Raw genomic sequence first — 14,877 nt, 5'->3', positions numbered from 1 at the left:
AAACCCTCGCCACCCACGCCCAGAACCCCGACACCGGCGGACACAGCCCCTCCGACCTGCCCTTCGTGACCCTCACCCAAGACGACATCGACCAGTTCCAAGAGGAGCTCGACGAAGCATGGGAGATCTGACGGTGGAGACGACGCCCCGGAGCAAGCCCAGGATCGAGAACGTCCTGCCGCTGACGGCGTTGCAGGAAGGGCTGGTGTTCCACGCCGCGTACGACGACCGGGCCCCGGACGTGTACAACGTCCAGCTCGGAATCGACCTGCAAGGCCCGCTGGACGCCAGCGCCCTGCGCGACGCCGCCGAGGCGCTGCTGAGCCGCCACGGCAACCTCCGCATCAGTGTGCGCCGACGTCCGCAGGGCGACAGTGTGCAGGTCGTGCAGTCCCACGTGGCGCTGCCGTGGACCGAGGCGGTGGCCGGCGGCGAGGCGGAGGCGGACGAGATCGCCCGTGCCGATCGGGAGCGGCGTTTCACCCTCTCGACGGCACCGCTGCTGCGGTTCACCCTCGTCCGCCTCGGCGAGGACCGGCACCGCTTCCTGTTCACCACCCACCACCTCCTGCTCGACGGCTGGTCCATGCCCCTGGTCATGCAGGAACTCTTCACCCTCTACGGCAACCGCGGGAACCCCCGCGACCTGCCCCCCGCCGTCCCCTACGAGAACTACTACCGCTGGCTCGCCGCACAGGACACCCCCGCCGCCCAGAACGCCTGGCGCACAGCCCTCGCCGGCCTCGACGAACCCACCCGCCTCACCCCCCACGCCGACAGTCACGCGTCGGTCACGCCACGCCACCGTGTCGTCCGCCTTCCGCTGGAGCTGACGCAGACCCTGACCGGCCAGGCCCGCCGCCACGGGCTGACACTGAGCACGGCGGTGCAGGTGGCCTGGGGTCTGCTGCTGGCGCGCCTGACCGGGCGGGAGGACATCGTCTTCGGGGCCACCGTGGCGGGCCGGCCCCCGGAGGTGCCCGGCATCGAGTCGATGATCGGCCTGTTCATCAACACCCTGCCGGTGCGGGTACGGCTCCAGCCGTTCGAGCCGCTGCTGGACCTGGCGGCACGCCTCCAGCAGGAACAGGCCGAGCTGTCCGCGCACCAACACCTGGGCATGGCCGACATCCAGCGGCTGACGGACATCAGCGGCGAACTCTTCGACACACTGGTCGTGTTCGAGAACTACCCGCTGAGGCCGCAGGCGCTCTCGGAGGCACACGGCCTGCGGGTCACCGGCCTCCACACGCACAACGACGTGCACTATCCGCTGGCCCTCATCGCCCTTCCCGACGACCGGTTGACGCTGGACTTCACCTACCGCCCGGACCTGTTCGGCGAGAGCGACATCGACCACCTTGTCGAGCGGTTCACCCGGGTCCTCACCACCGTCGCCGAGGCCACCCCGCGGCTCCTCACCCACGACGTCGGCCTCCTCACCCCGGAGGAACAGCGGCAGGCCGTGGAGGAGTTCAACGACACCGCCCGCGAGGTGCCCGCCGTCGCGGTCCACGAACTCTTCGAGGAGCAGGCACGGCGCTCGCCCGAGGCGACCGCCGTCGTGTTCGAGGACGAGGAGGTGTCGTACGCCCGGCTGAACGCGTGGGCGGACGACCTGGCCCGCACCCTGCGCGCCCTCGGTGCCGGCCCCGAACGGCTCGTGGCGCTGGCCGTGCCCCGCTCCGTGGAGATGGTGGCGTCGATGCTCGCCGTGCTGAAGACCGGCGCGGCGTACCTGCCGATCGACCCCGACTACCCGGGCGAACGCATCGCGTACATGCTCGACGACGCCGCGCCCGCGCTCGTGGTGGTCACCGAGGCCACCCAGCACCTCGCCGAGGCGACGGGAACGCCGCGGCTCCTCGTATGAGGCCCGCGCACCGTTGCGTCTCCGACGCCCGGGAGTGATCGAGACGCACGCCACCGGACCGACAGTCCGGCGCTTCCCCCGGCCTCCCGCCCGCGCCCGGCCTGCCGTCCCCGGAGGGGCGGGTGGCGAAGCTGTGCGAGCGCCCGCCGCGCGGCGGAGCAATACGACGACGCGGCGGGGGCGACCGGCGTGCACAACCTGACCGCGCTGCTCCCTCGGACCGGGGCCCGCCGGGCCTGGCGCGGTCCTGGTGCCGTCGGCCGGCGCATGTGTACCTGCGTGCCCCTGGAGCGAGGCGTACCAACGTCTCGACACCCACAAGAAGATCAGCCAACGTTCCCGGCAAGCAACTTCAGGCGGCCCCTCACCGAGGTCGGCACGGCCATCCATCCCGCGGACGCCCAGCTACGCAGGCCAGTCGATGTGCGGCAGCGCGACGCCGACGGCTCCCGGGCGCCGGGGACCGTGTCGGCGGCCCGGGCCAACCGCATGCAGGTGCGTTCGTCGTCCTTCAGTGTCCACGGTGCGCGGTCGCGTCTTCGGCGTCACCCAGCCGCTTCGCCAGGGACTTCATCAGATCGATCTCCGTCTGCTGGCTCCGCACCATCTCCCGCGCCATCCGGTGCACGACCTGGGGGCTACCGTCCGCGACGACCGCCTCGGCCATGTGCACGCCACCTCGGTGGTGCGCGATCATCAGGCGCAGGTAGAGAGCATCGGCCCGGTGTCCGCGCGCCGCGGCCAGCGCGGCCATGTCGGCACGGCTCGCCATGCCGGGCATCAGCACCCCTCGGCGGCGGTCCTCGGCGCTCGTCGGCGGCATGTCCATCCAGCGCATGGGCGGTCCGCTCGTGGTGGCGGTACGACCCCACAGCTGAAGCCAGCCGAGCATCATGCCTCGCTGGGCGGCCTGAGTGTTGGCGATGTCATACGCCAGCGTGCGCACCTCGGCAGACGTCCCGTTGCGGAGCACGGACAAGGACATCTCGACCGCCTGTTGATGGTGGACGGCCATGTCACGGCTGAAGCCGACCGCGACCGAATCCTCGGCCGTTGCCTCGGCGTCGGCGGGGGCCGTGCCGGACAGGCCGGTCAGCAGCAGCGCCCCCGCCAGCAGTGCGATCGCGGTGGCCGCCACCAGCAGACCGCTGAACGGACGGCCGACGCGGCGCGCGAGTGGTCGGCGCATCACGGGGTCACCTTGCCCCCGGTGACCGGGGCGCCCTGCTCCGGTGCCTGCGGTCCCTGGACGTAGGCGTCGAAGAAGGCGTCCACACGCGCGTCGGCGGCGGAGTCCACGGACAGCTGATGCCCCCAGGCGGTGAGCCGTATGGGGCTCTTCTGGTCCGGCAGCGGACTCATCATCCGGTACGGGACGCCCGCCACCTTGGCGCGCAGTTTCTCCACCTCGGACTGGGGCAGAGCCGGGGAGTACGTCACCCACACGGCGCCGTGCTCCAGAGCGTGCACGGCGTTCTCCTCGCGCAACGGCCGTGTGTAGACGTCACCGTTGGCGTTCTGCCACTGCGGGTCGTGCCGGCCGCCGACAGGCGGCTGCGCGTCGTCGGGGTAGTCGACGTCACCCTTGACGTGGCCGCGTTCGAGGTCCTTGTACACCTTCTCGCCGCGGACGTTGACCCGGTCAGGGTCAATTCCGGACGCACCGGCCGGGTCCGAGGCGGGCCGGCCGTGCAGGCCGCCGACCACGCCGAGGACGACGGCCACCGCCGCCAGCACGCCCCCGACCGTGGCACCGGTGCGCAGCCGCTTGGCGCGGCGGACCCGCCTCGCGTCCTCGCGACGCAGCTCCTGGAGCCGGGCCAGCCGGGCATCGTCGTCGCGACCGGCCGATCCGGGCGTGTGCTGGCGCTGGTCCTGAGACATGGGCGGCCTCTCACTGCGCGGGATCATGGGGCCCAGAGTAGGGACCGTCCCGTCCCGGAGTCCCGGGGCCACCGTCCCGACCCGCGCCCAGGACGGTCTCGGGTCGGCTGTCCCACGTTCTCGGGACACAGGGCGGCCTACGCTGAGCGATCGCCAATGCACGGCCGCCGACCGCAGCACCTGCCTGCGGGACCAATGGGGGAGAAAGAGTGGAATTCGGCATCCTGGGACCGCTGCGCGTGCGTACCGACGGTCGGGAGATTCCGATCCCGGGGCGCAAGCAGCGGACCCTGCTCGCTGCGCTGCTGCTGGCCCGGGGAGACGTCCTGTCCGACGAACGCCTCACCACGCTCTTGTGGGGGCAGAGGCCTCCCGCCACGGTGAGCGCCCAGCTCTACACGTACGTCTCGCGGCTGCGGCAGCGGCTCGGCCCGGCCGTCGAGTTCGTCCGCGAACCGGCCGGTTACCGTCTCGGCACAGGGGACGCCTTGTTCGACGCGGCCGAGTTCCACCGGCTGTCCCGCTCAGGCCACACGGCCCTGCGCGAGGGCTGTCCCGACCGGGCGGCGCAACTGCTCCGCGCGGCTCTGGGCCTCTGGCGCGGGCCGTCGCTCGGCGGGGTCACCGACCATCTGCGGGACGCCGAGACCCCCCAGCTGGACGAGGCCAGGATGGCCGCTCTGGAAAGCCGGCTCGAGGCCGAGCTCGCCCTCGGCGAGCACCGCCAGCTCGTCGCCGAACTCACCGGTCTGGTCGCGCAGTACCCGCTGCGCGAACGGCTGCGCGCCCAGTGGATGACCGCGCTCTACCGGTGCGAGCGACAGGCGGAGGCCCTGGCCGTGTACCACGAGGGCCGGCGGTTGCTCGCCGAGGAACTTGGCGTCGATCCCGGCGCCACGCTGACCGCCACACACCGCGCCGTGCTCAACGGGGGGCTGCGGCTGGACGAACTGTGGAGTCGTCCGGCAGCCCTGCCAGACGCAACAGGAGCTCCTTGACCTCGGTCGCGGCGATCCGCGGGCGGGCACCTGAGGGATCGTCGCACAGCAGGACGGGCCCGTCGTCGGGGTGGGCGGGCAGCAGACCGTGACTGCCGCGTACTCGGCGGGGATCCAGGGACACCACGTTCATCAGATAGCGCAGGCCCAGGCGCTTGCGGGTCAGAGCACCGGCCGCCCGGAGCTTCACCCAGCGGTCGGTGTGGTCGAACAACAGCTCGGCCGGGTCGTACCCGGGTTTGCGATGGATGTCGACCAGCCGGGCGAAGTCGGGAGCGAACTCGTCGTCGAGCCAGTAGTAGTACGTGAACCAGGAGTCTGGTTCGGCCAGCGCGACCAGCTCTCCGGAACGGGGGTGGTCCAGTCCGTGTTCCTTGCGGCCGGCCTCGTCCAGCAGTGTCCCGAGCCCCGGCAGTCGTTCGAGCACCTGCCGGACGGCGGGGAGGTCGGCCGGGTCGGCGACGTACACGTGCGCGATCTGGTGGTCGGCGACGGCGAACGCGCGGGACTTCCACGGATCGAGATACTCCATGCCCGCCTGGGTGTGTACGTCCAGCAGTCCGGCGCGGCGCAGCGCGCGGTTGATGTCCACGGGCCGGGAGACCTCGGTGATCCCGTACTCGCTGAACGCGATGGTCGTCACTCCGGCGCGCCGGGCGTCGTCGAGCAGTGGGGCGAGGGTGCGGTCCAGTTCACGGGCGGCGCTGATCGCCTCACGGCTGTCCGGGCCGTGGCGCTGCAGGTCGTAGTCGAGGTGCGGCAGGTAGACGAGGCTGAGGTCGGGGCGGTGGGTGCGCAGGATGTGGCGGGCCGCTTCGGTGATCCAGCGGGAGGACTCGATGCCCGCGGTGGGCCCCCAGAACCGGAAGAGAGGGAAGTCGCCCAGTCGTCCGGTGAGTTCGTCGTGCAGCGCGGCGGGGTGGGTGTAGCAGTCGGGTTCCTTGCGGCCGTCCGCGTGGTAGACGGGGCGGGGGGTGACGGTCCAGTCGACGTCCGCGCCCATCGCGTACCACCAGCACACGTTGGCGATGGTGTAGCCGGGGCGGGTGCGGCGCGCGGTTTGCCAGATCTTCTCGCCACCGACGAGCCGGTTGTGCTGCCGCCACAGCAGTACTTCGCCGAGGTCGCGGAAGTACCAGCCGTTCGCGACCGCACCGTGCACGTCCGGTGTCTCACCGGTCAGCACGGTGGACTGCACGGTGCAGGTGACCGCGGGCAGCACGGTGTCGAGACGGGCCTGGAAACCGCGCTCGCGCAGCTCGCGGAGGCGGGGCATGTGGGCGAGGAGCCGTGGGGTGAGGCCCACGACGTCGAGTACCAGTAGTCGGTTCACCGGGTCACCTCGTGCTTTCGTCCTTCAGTCCGAGCCGGGTCAGGGAGTCACGTGCCCAGGCCAGTTCCGCGGCGATACCGTCGATCAGGTCGGTGTCCGGGGTTCGGTGGACCAGGTCACGGTCGGTGGCGGACGGCAGCACCGGCCAGGTGTACGTCTCCACCTCCAGGTGATCGGTGCGCGCGGTCGGTCCTCCCACGAGCAGTTCCAGCGCGGCCAGCAGTTCAGTGCGGGTGGAGCGCAGCGGGGGCCTGGGGTCGGTGTGCAGGGGCGTGTGGAAGTGGATCCGCCACTGGCCGAGGCCCGGGAGCGCTCCGCCGAGCGCGTCGGGCAGGTCGTCGACCGCAAGCAGCCTGCCGCCTAGCAATTCGCGGGACTGGTGCAGGAAGCGGGGCTCGGCGAACTCCCACAGGGCGGCCCGGGCCGCGGGGTCCTGCGGGTCCTCCACGCCCAAGGCGCAGGAGACCTGTGCCTTGACGACGGGGAGTCCCGCCGCGGCCAGCCGGGCACAGGCGGTCGGTACGTCCTCGAAGCCGACGGCGGTGTGGCAGGTGTCCAGGCAGACGCCGAGCCACCGCGGATCGGCGCCGGCGAGCAACCGTACGGCTTGTTCGGCGTTCTCGATCAGGCAGCCCGGTTCGGGTTCGAAGCCGACCCGTACGGTGCGGCCGGCGTCGGCGGCCAGAGCCTCCAGCCCCTGGGACAACTGGTCCAGGTGGCGGGCCGCGCGGTCGGCCCGGTCGGCGGTCCACCCTTCCCGCCATGCCAGCGGAAGGGTGGACACCGAGCCGCGCTCCGCGTCGTCGGGCATCAGCGCAGTCAGCAGCCGGGCGCAGTCGAGGGTGTGGTCGAGCCGGACGCGCTCGGACCAGTCGGGGTGGTAGACGGACTTCTTCACCGCGTTCGTGTGAAAGCCCTGGTACGGGAAGGCGTTGAGGGTTACGACTTCCAGACCACGCGTGTTCAGTTCGCGGCGCAGCCGCGTGACGGCGTCAGGGTCGGCGGCCAGTTCGGTGACGGCGGGGCGGGACAGCCACAGGCCGAGGCCGAGCCGCGCCTCGCCGAGCCGGCGCCGTACCGGCTCCGCGTAGCGGGCGAGTTGGGCGAGGACGCCGTTGAGGTTCTCGGCGGGGTGCACGTTGGTGCAGTAGGCGAGGTGAACGACCGTGCCGTCCGGGTGTCTGAGTCTCATGGGTCCTCCGGGCTCACTCGCCGCCGCGGGCGAGGGAGTTGCCCGCGTAGGCGGCGGGCGCCGCGAAGCCGGCCGCGTCGTCGGCGGGTTCCAGGACCAGCCGGCCGCTCTGGGCGTAGAAGGAGACAGGGTTGCGCCACATCACCCGGTCGACGTCGTCGTCATGGAATCCGGCGGCCAGCATGGCGTCAGCGGTGGCACGGGTCTTCAGGGGGTCGCTGTGGCCCCAGTCGGCGGCCGAGTTCACGAGCATGCGCTCGACACCGTGACGGCTGAGGATCCGCACCATCCGTTCCTCGCTCATCTTCGTGCGCGGGTAGACGGAGAACCCCATCCAGCAGCCGCTCTCCGCGACCATGCCGACGGTCGCCTCGGTGAGGTGGTCGACCACCACTCGGGCGGGGTCGATGCCCGATTCGCGGACGACGTCGAGGGTGCGGCGGGTACCAACGGCCTTGTCGCGGTGCGGGGTGTGAACCAGCACCGGAAGGTCGTGGCGGAGGGCGAGTTCGAGCTGGCGTGCGAACGCCTCGTCCTCGGCCGGTGTCATGGAGTCATAGCCGATCTCGCCGACGGCGACCACACCGTCCTTGGCGAGGTAGCGCGGCAGCAGGTCGAGGACACCGGTGACCCGGGGGTCGTTGGCCTCCTTCGGGTTCAGGGCGAGGGCGCAGTGGTGGCGGATGCCGAACTGGGAGGCGCGGTAGGGCTCCCAGCCGAGCAGTGAGTCGAAGTAGTCGGTGAAGCTGCCGACGCCGGTGCGCGGCTGGCCGAGCCAGAAGGCCGGCTCCACGAGTGCACGGACCCCGGCCGTCGCCATCGCCGCGTAGTCGTCCGTGGTCCGGGAGGTCATGTGGATGTGGGAATCGAAGATGCGCACGGCGGCGCTCCCTCCCTGTGCTGCTCGGTGTCGTGGTTGGCGAGGAGGTCCTCGACGTCGGGGGGCACGTCGCGGTCGGCGGTGCGGCGTTCGTCCGCGTACGTCCGCAGCATCCGCAGCAGTTCCGCGTCGGCGCGGTCGGCCAGCCCGGTCACCCGGTCCAGGGGGGCACCGGTGAAGACGCACTTGAGTACGGCCTGGCGGAAGGCATGGTCGTCGAGATGGCGGGCCGCGTAGCCGGGGGCGGGCGGAAACGTGCCCAGCGCGGCGGCGACCAGCCGAAGGTCGTTGGTGCGCAGCGCGTCGTGGACCAGCGGGAGCGCGGAGTCGCCGAGCCGGCCGGACCGGTCGAGGACGGGCAGTGCCCGCAGCACGCCCCGCCGCTCGGCCGCGTCGCCGTGCAGGTACAAATCGGCCAGGCGGGCAGGTGCCTCGGGGGTACGCAGGGCCGGTGCGTCGAGCAGCAGGGTACGTACGGCGTCGTCGACGGTCCACTCGTACGGTCCCCGCGCACTGCCCGGCAACGGCTCCCGGCCGCAGCGCCGGCCCACGACCGGAAAGAGGTCCGTCACCGCGTCCGGGTTCGCGGCGAGCGCGTGCTGGGCCTCGCGGGTCCAGCGGGCGGCACCGTCGGGCAGCAGGTCCCACAGCGCGTCGACGGCGCCCGCGCCCTGCTCGGCGGCGCGGAGAAAGGCCAGTGAACGCCGGGCCGTCGCGGGGGCGGCGTGGCTGTGCCGGGGCAGTTCGACGGAGACCAGGCCGCGGTATCCGGTTTCCAGCAAGGCGCCGAGTACGGGCGGGAAGTCGATCTCACCGTGCCCGAACTCCAGGTGCTCGTGTGTGCCGCGCCGCATGTCCTCGATCTGTATGTGGACAAGGCGGGACGCGGCCCGCCGCACGCACTCGGCCACAGGCTGCGGCTCCAGGCAGCGGCAGTGCCCGATGTCGAGGGTGAGCCCCAGCGCCGGGGGTTCGCCGAGACGCGCGCAGAGTTCGTCGAACCGGTCGAGGGTGTCGATGAACATGCCCGGTTCGGGTTCGAAGCCCAGGCGGACATCGCGTCGTGCGGCCTCGTCCGAAAGAGTTTCGCAGGCGCGCAGCAGCCGGTCCCAGGCGGTGTTCCCGTCGATCTGCGGAGGCTGGACACCGCTCCACAGGTGGACAACGGGCGTCTCCAGGCGGGCGGCGATGTCGATGGCGCGGCGCAGCAGGTCGACGCGGAGTTCGCGTCCGTCGTCGAAGAAGGTGGGGTGGTGTTTGTTCCAGGGGTCGAGCAGGTAGCGGCCGCCGGTCTCGACGACCGCTTCCAGTCCGAGGGTGTCGAGCCGACGGCGGAGGTGGGTGAGCCGACTGTCGAGGTCGTCGGCGAACGGGTCGAGGTGGCGGCGGTCCAGAGTGAGGGAGACACCGCCGTAGCCGAGTCCGGCCACCACGTCCAGCGTCTCGTCGAGGGTGTGGTCGCCGAAGCCGTTGGTGCCGTAGGCGAACGTCAGGGCGCGCCTGCTCATGTCGGGGAGACCTTTCGGCTCAGGCGCCGGGTCAGGGGGTAGGCGGCGAGCAGGGCCAGTCCCGCCCCGCTGCGCCCGGCCGCGGCCATCAGCGCGGACTGAAGGGGCACCATCGCGTGGATGGCGGCGGCGACCGCGCGGCGTACGTGGTAGGGGGTGGGCTTACGCAGGGCGGCCAGCTGTCCGCGCCCGGCCGCAGTGAGGAATCCCGCGGCAAGCGCACTGGCGACGGCCCTGTCCCGGCGACCGGCGCCGTCGGCCGCGAGGACGACGGTGCAGCCGACGACGCCGGCGGCCGCCATCGAGCCGACCGCGGCGGCCCGCGGACCACCGGACGGCCGGCCACTGATGCCTGTCGGGCTGTCGGCGGCCCGGCGTCCGGGCTCACGCCCCCGACCCGTCGAGCCGGCGCCGGCTGCGAGGCACTCCTCCCACGGCTCCTCGGTTTCCGGGCCACCGGACCCTGCCGGAGCGCCGGACGGCCCGGTGGCGCCGCTCGCGTCCGCCGCGGGCGCCGAACCGGTGGCACCGTCGCCCGGCCCCGCGTCGCACCCGGACCACGCCCCTCGGGAGCGCGGGCCGCCAACGCCGGCGGAAGGGGTCGGCGCGGGCACCGTTTCGTGGCGGCTGAGCGCGGTCACCGACGCGGTGTGCAGGGCGAGGGCGAGAGCCGCTGGGAGGGCCGCCGCCGGACGACCGGCACCGGCACCGCGTAGGACGTCGAGCCCCCTGGCGGCGCCCATCACCAGGGGCCCGGCGGCGTGGTCTTTGGCGACGGTGTCGTACGCCCATACCGCCGCGGTCAGCGGCAGGGCGGTGGCCAGTCCCCGTCTGCCCTCGCCTAGAACGGCGAGCCCGAGACCGGACGCCGTGAGGACCACTGCGGTTCCGAGGGCGGCTGCCGGGCTGATCTCCCCGGCCGGGACGGGGCGCTCCGGTCGTTCCTCGGCGTCCACGGACCTGTCGACGTAGTCGTTGAGGGCCATGCCGCCCCAGTACAGGCACAGCGAGGAGGCCACCGGTCCGAGCAGGCGGGGGCTGATCGCGGCTCCGCCCGCCGCGGCGCCGGCGAGGATGTCGCCCGGCACCGTGAGCCCTGCGGGCATCCGCACCAGGCGGGCATAGGCACCGGGACGGTCACGCAGGCTCACCGGCCCGCTCCGCTCGGGTTCCGCGCCCAGGTGACGAGAGCGTCGAACTGCCGGTCCAGGGCGTGCTCGTCCGAGGCCACGGGGTCCTTGAAGAAGAAGCCCAGCTCGGGCACGGGGCCGCTGACGTCGGCCCGGTGGGCGAGCGCCATGAACCGAGCGAGGTCGAGGACGAGCGGCGCGGCAAGGGCGGAATCGCAGCCCTGCCAGACGAACTGCAGGGTCATGCGGGCGCCGAGGAATCCCTCGAAGGTGATGTGGTCCCAGGCCGTCTTCCACTCCCCCAGGTCGGCCACCTCGTGGATGTGCACGCCGCCCTGCACGGGCCCTCCCAGCTGCTCCCGGAGCAGCCGGTCCTTCGACCGGATCTTGGCGGCGGCCCGCCGGGGCTCGGCGAGGGCGGCGCCGTCACCGCCCCCCAGCAGATTGGTGCCCGACCAACTGCGCACGTTCAGCGCGCGCCGCGCGAACATCGGGGCGAGGACGGACTTCACCAGAGTCTCGCCGGTCTTGCCGTCGCTGCCCGCGTACGGCAGGCCTCGCAGGCGGGCGAGTTCGTCGAGCGCGGGAAGGCGGGCGCCCGTCGAGGGGGTGAAGTCCACGAACGGGCAGCCGGCGCGCAGGGCGGCACAGGCGTACAGCGAACCGACCGGCAGGACTCCGAAGCCGTCGGGGCGGTGCAGGGCGGCGGCCAGCAGTTCCCAGGAGGCGTGTGCCGGATGCGGCCGCGCGGGAGGCTCGGTGGAGGCGACGTTGACCACGATCACGCTGTCCGCGCCCGTCCGGTGGCGGAAGTCCGTGATGTCGGCGGCGAGGGCGTCGACCGCGGCGTCCGCCGTCCCGGCCGGTCGGCCGGTTTCGGTGAGGCCGGGTCTGATCTCGGCGTCGGCGGCCTCCAGGTCCGCGCGGACCAGCGCGGGCAGGTCGTGCGGGACGACCCCGTCCGCGGCGAGGCGTTCGACGCGCTTGACGAGTCCTACGGTCGCGGGGTCGTGCCCGCCGAAGACGAGGTCGTCGAATGCGGGCAGGGGCACGTCCCGGAAGGCGGCGAGCTCGCTGACGACGCCCGTCGGGGCGACGACTCCGGCGCGGATGCCAGCCGCGCCGGCCACGGTGCTCGCCGCGACCGAACCACGACCGCCCACCAGCCAGATACCCGTGCGCATGGAACCTTCCTTCACGGCTGCTGCGGATAGGGAAAGGACTGGAAGTCGACGTCCAGTCGCCGGACGCCGCGGTGCAGCCAGTGGGCCGCGAGCCGCCGCACCGTCTTCTCGGGCAACGGCGGGTTGACGTTCTGCAGATCGGGGTCGGCTTCCAACTGCACGGCGCAGCCGAAGGCGTTGAGGTTGGCCATGTGGGCCCAGCGGCCGCGGTCGATGTCGAGGAACATCATGGCGCGCATGACGACGTGCCAGACGGCATAGCCGCCCGGGGGCCGACCGGTCATGATGTGCAGGGCCCCGGTCCGCGGGTCGTACAGCATGCCCTGCCCGAACTCGGCGAAGGCGCGTACCAATCGCGGGTCGCGGGGGCGGTAGACGGCGTCGAACGCCTCCAGCTGGACCCGTGACATCACCTCCAGCGCGCTCCGTGCGGGGGCGACGTAGTGGGTGAAGTCGGCCGGGTACTCGGGGCCGGTCACCATCCGGCGCCAAGTGTTGAGCACGGTGTTGTCCCAACCGCCGCCGTACAGCTCAACGAGGGCGTAGTACGCGTCCGCGAACTCCTTCGAGGGCTGGTAGAGCGTCACCTGGTCCAGCAGGTACCACACCTCGTTGGCGCGGCGGTCGCCCAGCATGCCCGGGATCTCCGGCAGACCGGGGTCGGCGGGCGCCGCGGTGGCGGTCGGCACGGCGCCGCCCACCACCGGCAGGGCGGCCCCGGCGGCCAGTGCGGCCGACACGCGCAGGATGTCACGGCGTAAGGGGCGGGCCGCCATCAGCTCATCCCCTCGGGGTACGGGAAGGAGCGGAAGTCCTGGTCGAGCTGGTCGATGCGCTTGACCAGCCAGGTTGCGGCGAGCCGACGTACGGTGGCGGCCGGCAGCGGTGGGTTGATCTTGTCCTGCGCGGGCTTGGCAACGGTCTGCACCGACCAGGCGAAGGCCAGGGCGGGGGCGATTCGCTGCCAGCGCCGACGGTCGATGTCCAGCAGCATCATGCCGCGCATGTAGGCATACCAGGTGTGGTAGCCGGGCGGCGGTATGTCCGGGGTGCTGTTCATCGTGTGCACGAAGAACGGGGCCGGCACGCGCGGGTCGTACAGCACGCCCTCGCCGAACCAGCCGAACGCCTGGACGAGGTGGTGGTGGCGCCGACCGTAGTAACGGTCGATCAGGCCGAGCTGCGTGCGCGAGAGCACTTCGAGCGGCTGCTTCACGGGAGCGAGGAACTCCGCGTAGTTGTTCGGGTAGCCGGGTTGCGCGACCATCTCCAACCACTTTTCACGCATTCCGCGTTCGATGTTGCCGACATGCGCTCTGATGGCCGCGTACGCGTCCTTCACCTCCTGGCTGGAGTTGAACAGCGTGGCGTCGTCGAGCCGGTACCAGAACTCATTGGCGCGGCGGTCTCCGCTCATGCCGGGGACCTCGGGGAAGTCGTTGCCGGGGCCGGTGGCCGCGGCCGGCGGCGCGGCCACCGCACCGACGGCCGCGGCGGTCGCCGCTCCCAGCGAGACCCTCAGGACCTGTCGTCGGTCGACGTGATGCGACACGTGGGGTTCCTCCTCCTGGCTACGACTGCGATGCCAGGAGGCTAGGAGCGCCGGCTATACGGCCACCTGTCGTTGTTCTGTGTCTCCGTCTATACGTCCGCCGCTTCGGACGTCCGTGCAGGACGCCCCCGCTGTGCGCCGGCGGCCGACTCCACGAGGGCCGCCTCGACGTCGTAGTGATGGACCCAGGACAGGTCGTCCACCACCTGCTGCAGGCCGCCTCCGGCGCCGCCCGCGGGCGCATCGCCGGCGGGCCGCGCCTTCCGCGCCCCGCCGCCCCGCGAACCGAGCTGGACCCGGGTGGTGTGCGGCCTCCGGAACTCCTCGTAGCGGCGGAGCCCGTCGGGTGTTCCGTCGACGAAGTGGGCGAGGGCCACGGCGTCCTCCAGGGCCTGCCCGGCGCCCTGGCCGTGGTGCGGCAGCATGGGGTGCGCGGCGTCGCCGAGGAGCGTGGTGCGGCCTCGGCCCCAGTACGGCAGCGGCTCCCGGTCGTACAGCGCCCACCGGCCCGGTGTCCCGGCGGCCCGCACCATGGACGACACGTCATCGTGCCAGCCGTCGAACGCCGCGGCCAGCGCCGCCGCCTCACCGGTGGCGCTCCACGACTCCTCTACGAGACCGGTCTCCGGCAGGACCGCCACATAGGTCAGTCGGCGTCCCGCGTCGACCGGTGCGACCAGCAGCCGTGCCTCCGGTCCGACCCACATGTACATGGTGTCGGGGGCGAGTCCGGGGACGTCGGCGGCGGGGACCACCCCGCGCAGCGCGCTCGACCCGGAGAACACCGGGCGCTCCTCACCCGCCACGGCGCGACGCACCACCGAGTGCACCCCGTCGGCGCCGACGACCAGGTCGGCGGAGGTCTGACGCCCGTCGGCGAACCGCAGCCGCACCCCGTCGCCGTCCTCGGCGACGGACTTCAGGCGTGCGCCCAGATGGATGCGCCCGGACGGCACCCGGTCGGCGAGCAGTGCGTGCAGGTCGCTGCGGAGCACGGTGAGGTGAGGGGCACCGTACTCCTTCTCCCAGGTGTCGCCCATGGGACGGCGGACGAGGAGCCGGCCGTCCGGGGCGCGCACCTCCAGCGCATCGGGACGGACGGCGACCGCGCGCAGCGCTTCCTCCAGCCCCCAACGGAACAGGAGTCGGGAACCGTTGGAGCCCAGGTGCATTCCGACGCCCGCTTCACCCAGTACGGGCGCCTGTTCGTAGACGTCGACGGTGGCACCGGCGCGCAGCAGAACGCCGGCCGCGGCGAGACCGCCCAGGCCGGCTCCGACAACGGCGACGTGCGGTACGGGCAAGGTGTTCGGCACGGGTTTCCCCTCGAATGTGGTTACGGG

The 14,877-nt window shown here is 72.4% G+C and carries 13 protein-coding genes; 2 read left to right on the top strand and 11 right to left on the bottom strand.

The window, feature by feature from the left end:
• The first annotated feature begins 118 nt into the window (after positions 1-118).
• On the top strand, positions 119-1,873 hold the full coding sequence (locus ACFY32_RS27185; RefSeq protein ID WP_390675534.1) for a condensation domain-containing protein: 1,755 nt from the start codon (positions 119-121) through the stop codon (positions 1,871-1,873).
• A 511-nt stretch (positions 1,874-2,384) separates the two neighbouring features.
• Here the strand turns inward: ACFY32_RS27185 and ACFY32_RS27180 are convergent.
• Entirely contained in the window at positions 2,385-3,062 is a 678-nt protein-coding gene (locus tag ACFY32_RS27180; protein ID WP_390675533.1) for a DUF305 domain-containing protein, read from the bottom strand.
• Positions 3,062-3,757 (bottom strand): DUF3105 domain-containing protein, encoded by a 696-nt coding sequence (locus tag ACFY32_RS27175; RefSeq protein WP_390675532.1) that lies wholly within the window; start codon positions 3,755-3,757, stop codon positions 3,062-3,064. Before ACFY32_RS27175 ends, ACFY32_RS27180 begins: the two co-directional genes overlap by 1 nt.
• A 209-nt stretch (positions 3,758-3,966) precedes the next feature.
• On the opposite strand from ACFY32_RS27175, the gene ACFY32_RS27170 reads away from it, so the two are divergent.
• Entirely contained in the window at positions 3,967-4,755 is a 789-nt protein-coding gene (locus ACFY32_RS27170) for a BTAD domain-containing putative transcriptional regulator (RefSeq protein ID WP_390675531.1), read from the top strand.
• Here the strand turns inward: ACFY32_RS27170 and ACFY32_RS27165 are convergent.
• The 9 genes from ACFY32_RS27165 to ACFY32_RS27125 all read right to left on the bottom strand — a co-directional run bounded on the left by ACFY32_RS27165 (position 4,682) and on the right by ACFY32_RS27125 (position 14,850).
• The gene (locus tag ACFY32_RS27165; RefSeq protein ID WP_390675530.1) at positions 4,682-6,088 is read right to left on the bottom strand and encodes an alkaline phosphatase family protein; all 1,407 of its coding nucleotides are present in this window, start codon (positions 6,086-6,088) and stop codon (positions 4,682-4,684) included. The genes ACFY32_RS27170 and ACFY32_RS27165 overlap by 74 nt on opposite strands.
• Positions 6,089-6,092: 4 nt before the next feature.
• A complete protein-coding gene (gene eboE / locus ACFY32_RS27160; RefSeq protein ID WP_390675529.1) occupies positions 6,093-7,280 on the bottom strand; it encodes a metabolite traffic protein EboE in 1,188 nt (395 codons plus the stop codon).
• Positions 7,281-7,293: 13 nt separating this feature from the next.
• Positions 7,294-8,160 (bottom strand): TatD family hydrolase, encoded by an 867-nt coding sequence (locus ACFY32_RS27155; RefSeq protein WP_390675528.1) that lies wholly within the window; start codon positions 8,158-8,160, stop codon positions 7,294-7,296.
• Entirely contained in the window at positions 8,130-9,668 is a 1,539-nt protein-coding gene (locus ACFY32_RS27150) for an EboA domain-containing protein (RefSeq protein ID WP_390675527.1), read from the bottom strand. Before ACFY32_RS27150 ends, ACFY32_RS27155 begins: the two co-directional genes overlap by 31 nt.
• On the bottom strand, positions 9,665-10,819 hold the full coding sequence (locus ACFY32_RS27145; protein WP_390675526.1) for a UbiA family prenyltransferase: 1,155 nt from the start codon (positions 10,817-10,819) through the stop codon (positions 9,665-9,667). Before ACFY32_RS27145 ends, ACFY32_RS27150 begins: the two co-directional genes overlap by 4 nt.
• A complete protein-coding gene (locus ACFY32_RS27140; protein ID WP_390675525.1) occupies positions 10,816-11,982 on the bottom strand; it encodes an inositol-3-phosphate synthase in 1,167 nt (388 codons plus the stop codon). Before ACFY32_RS27140 ends, ACFY32_RS27145 begins: the two co-directional genes overlap by 4 nt.
• Before the next feature lie 11 nt (positions 11,983-11,993).
• A complete protein-coding gene (locus tag ACFY32_RS27135) occupies positions 11,994-12,722 on the bottom strand; it encodes a hypothetical protein (RefSeq protein WP_390675524.1) in 729 nt (242 codons plus the stop codon).
• Between the two features lie 35 nt (positions 12,723-12,757).
• On the bottom strand, positions 12,758-13,534 hold the full coding sequence (locus ACFY32_RS27130) for a hypothetical protein (protein WP_390675523.1): 777 nt from the start codon (positions 13,532-13,534) through the stop codon (positions 12,758-12,760).
• 89 nt (positions 13,535-13,623) lie between these two features.
• Entirely contained in the window at positions 13,624-14,850 is a 1,227-nt protein-coding gene (locus tag ACFY32_RS27125) for an FAD-dependent monooxygenase (RefSeq protein ID WP_390675522.1), read from the bottom strand.
• Positions 14,851-14,877: the final 27 nt, after the last annotated feature.

This window comes from Streptomyces sp. NPDC000134 (genome assembly GCF_042899225.1).
In the GTDB taxonomy this organism is placed as follows: Bacteria; Actinomycetota; Actinomycetes; order Streptomycetales; family Streptomycetaceae; genus Streptomyces.
Note: the sequence above shows the minus strand (reverse complement) of the source record. Positions and strands in the feature narration are given on the sequence as shown.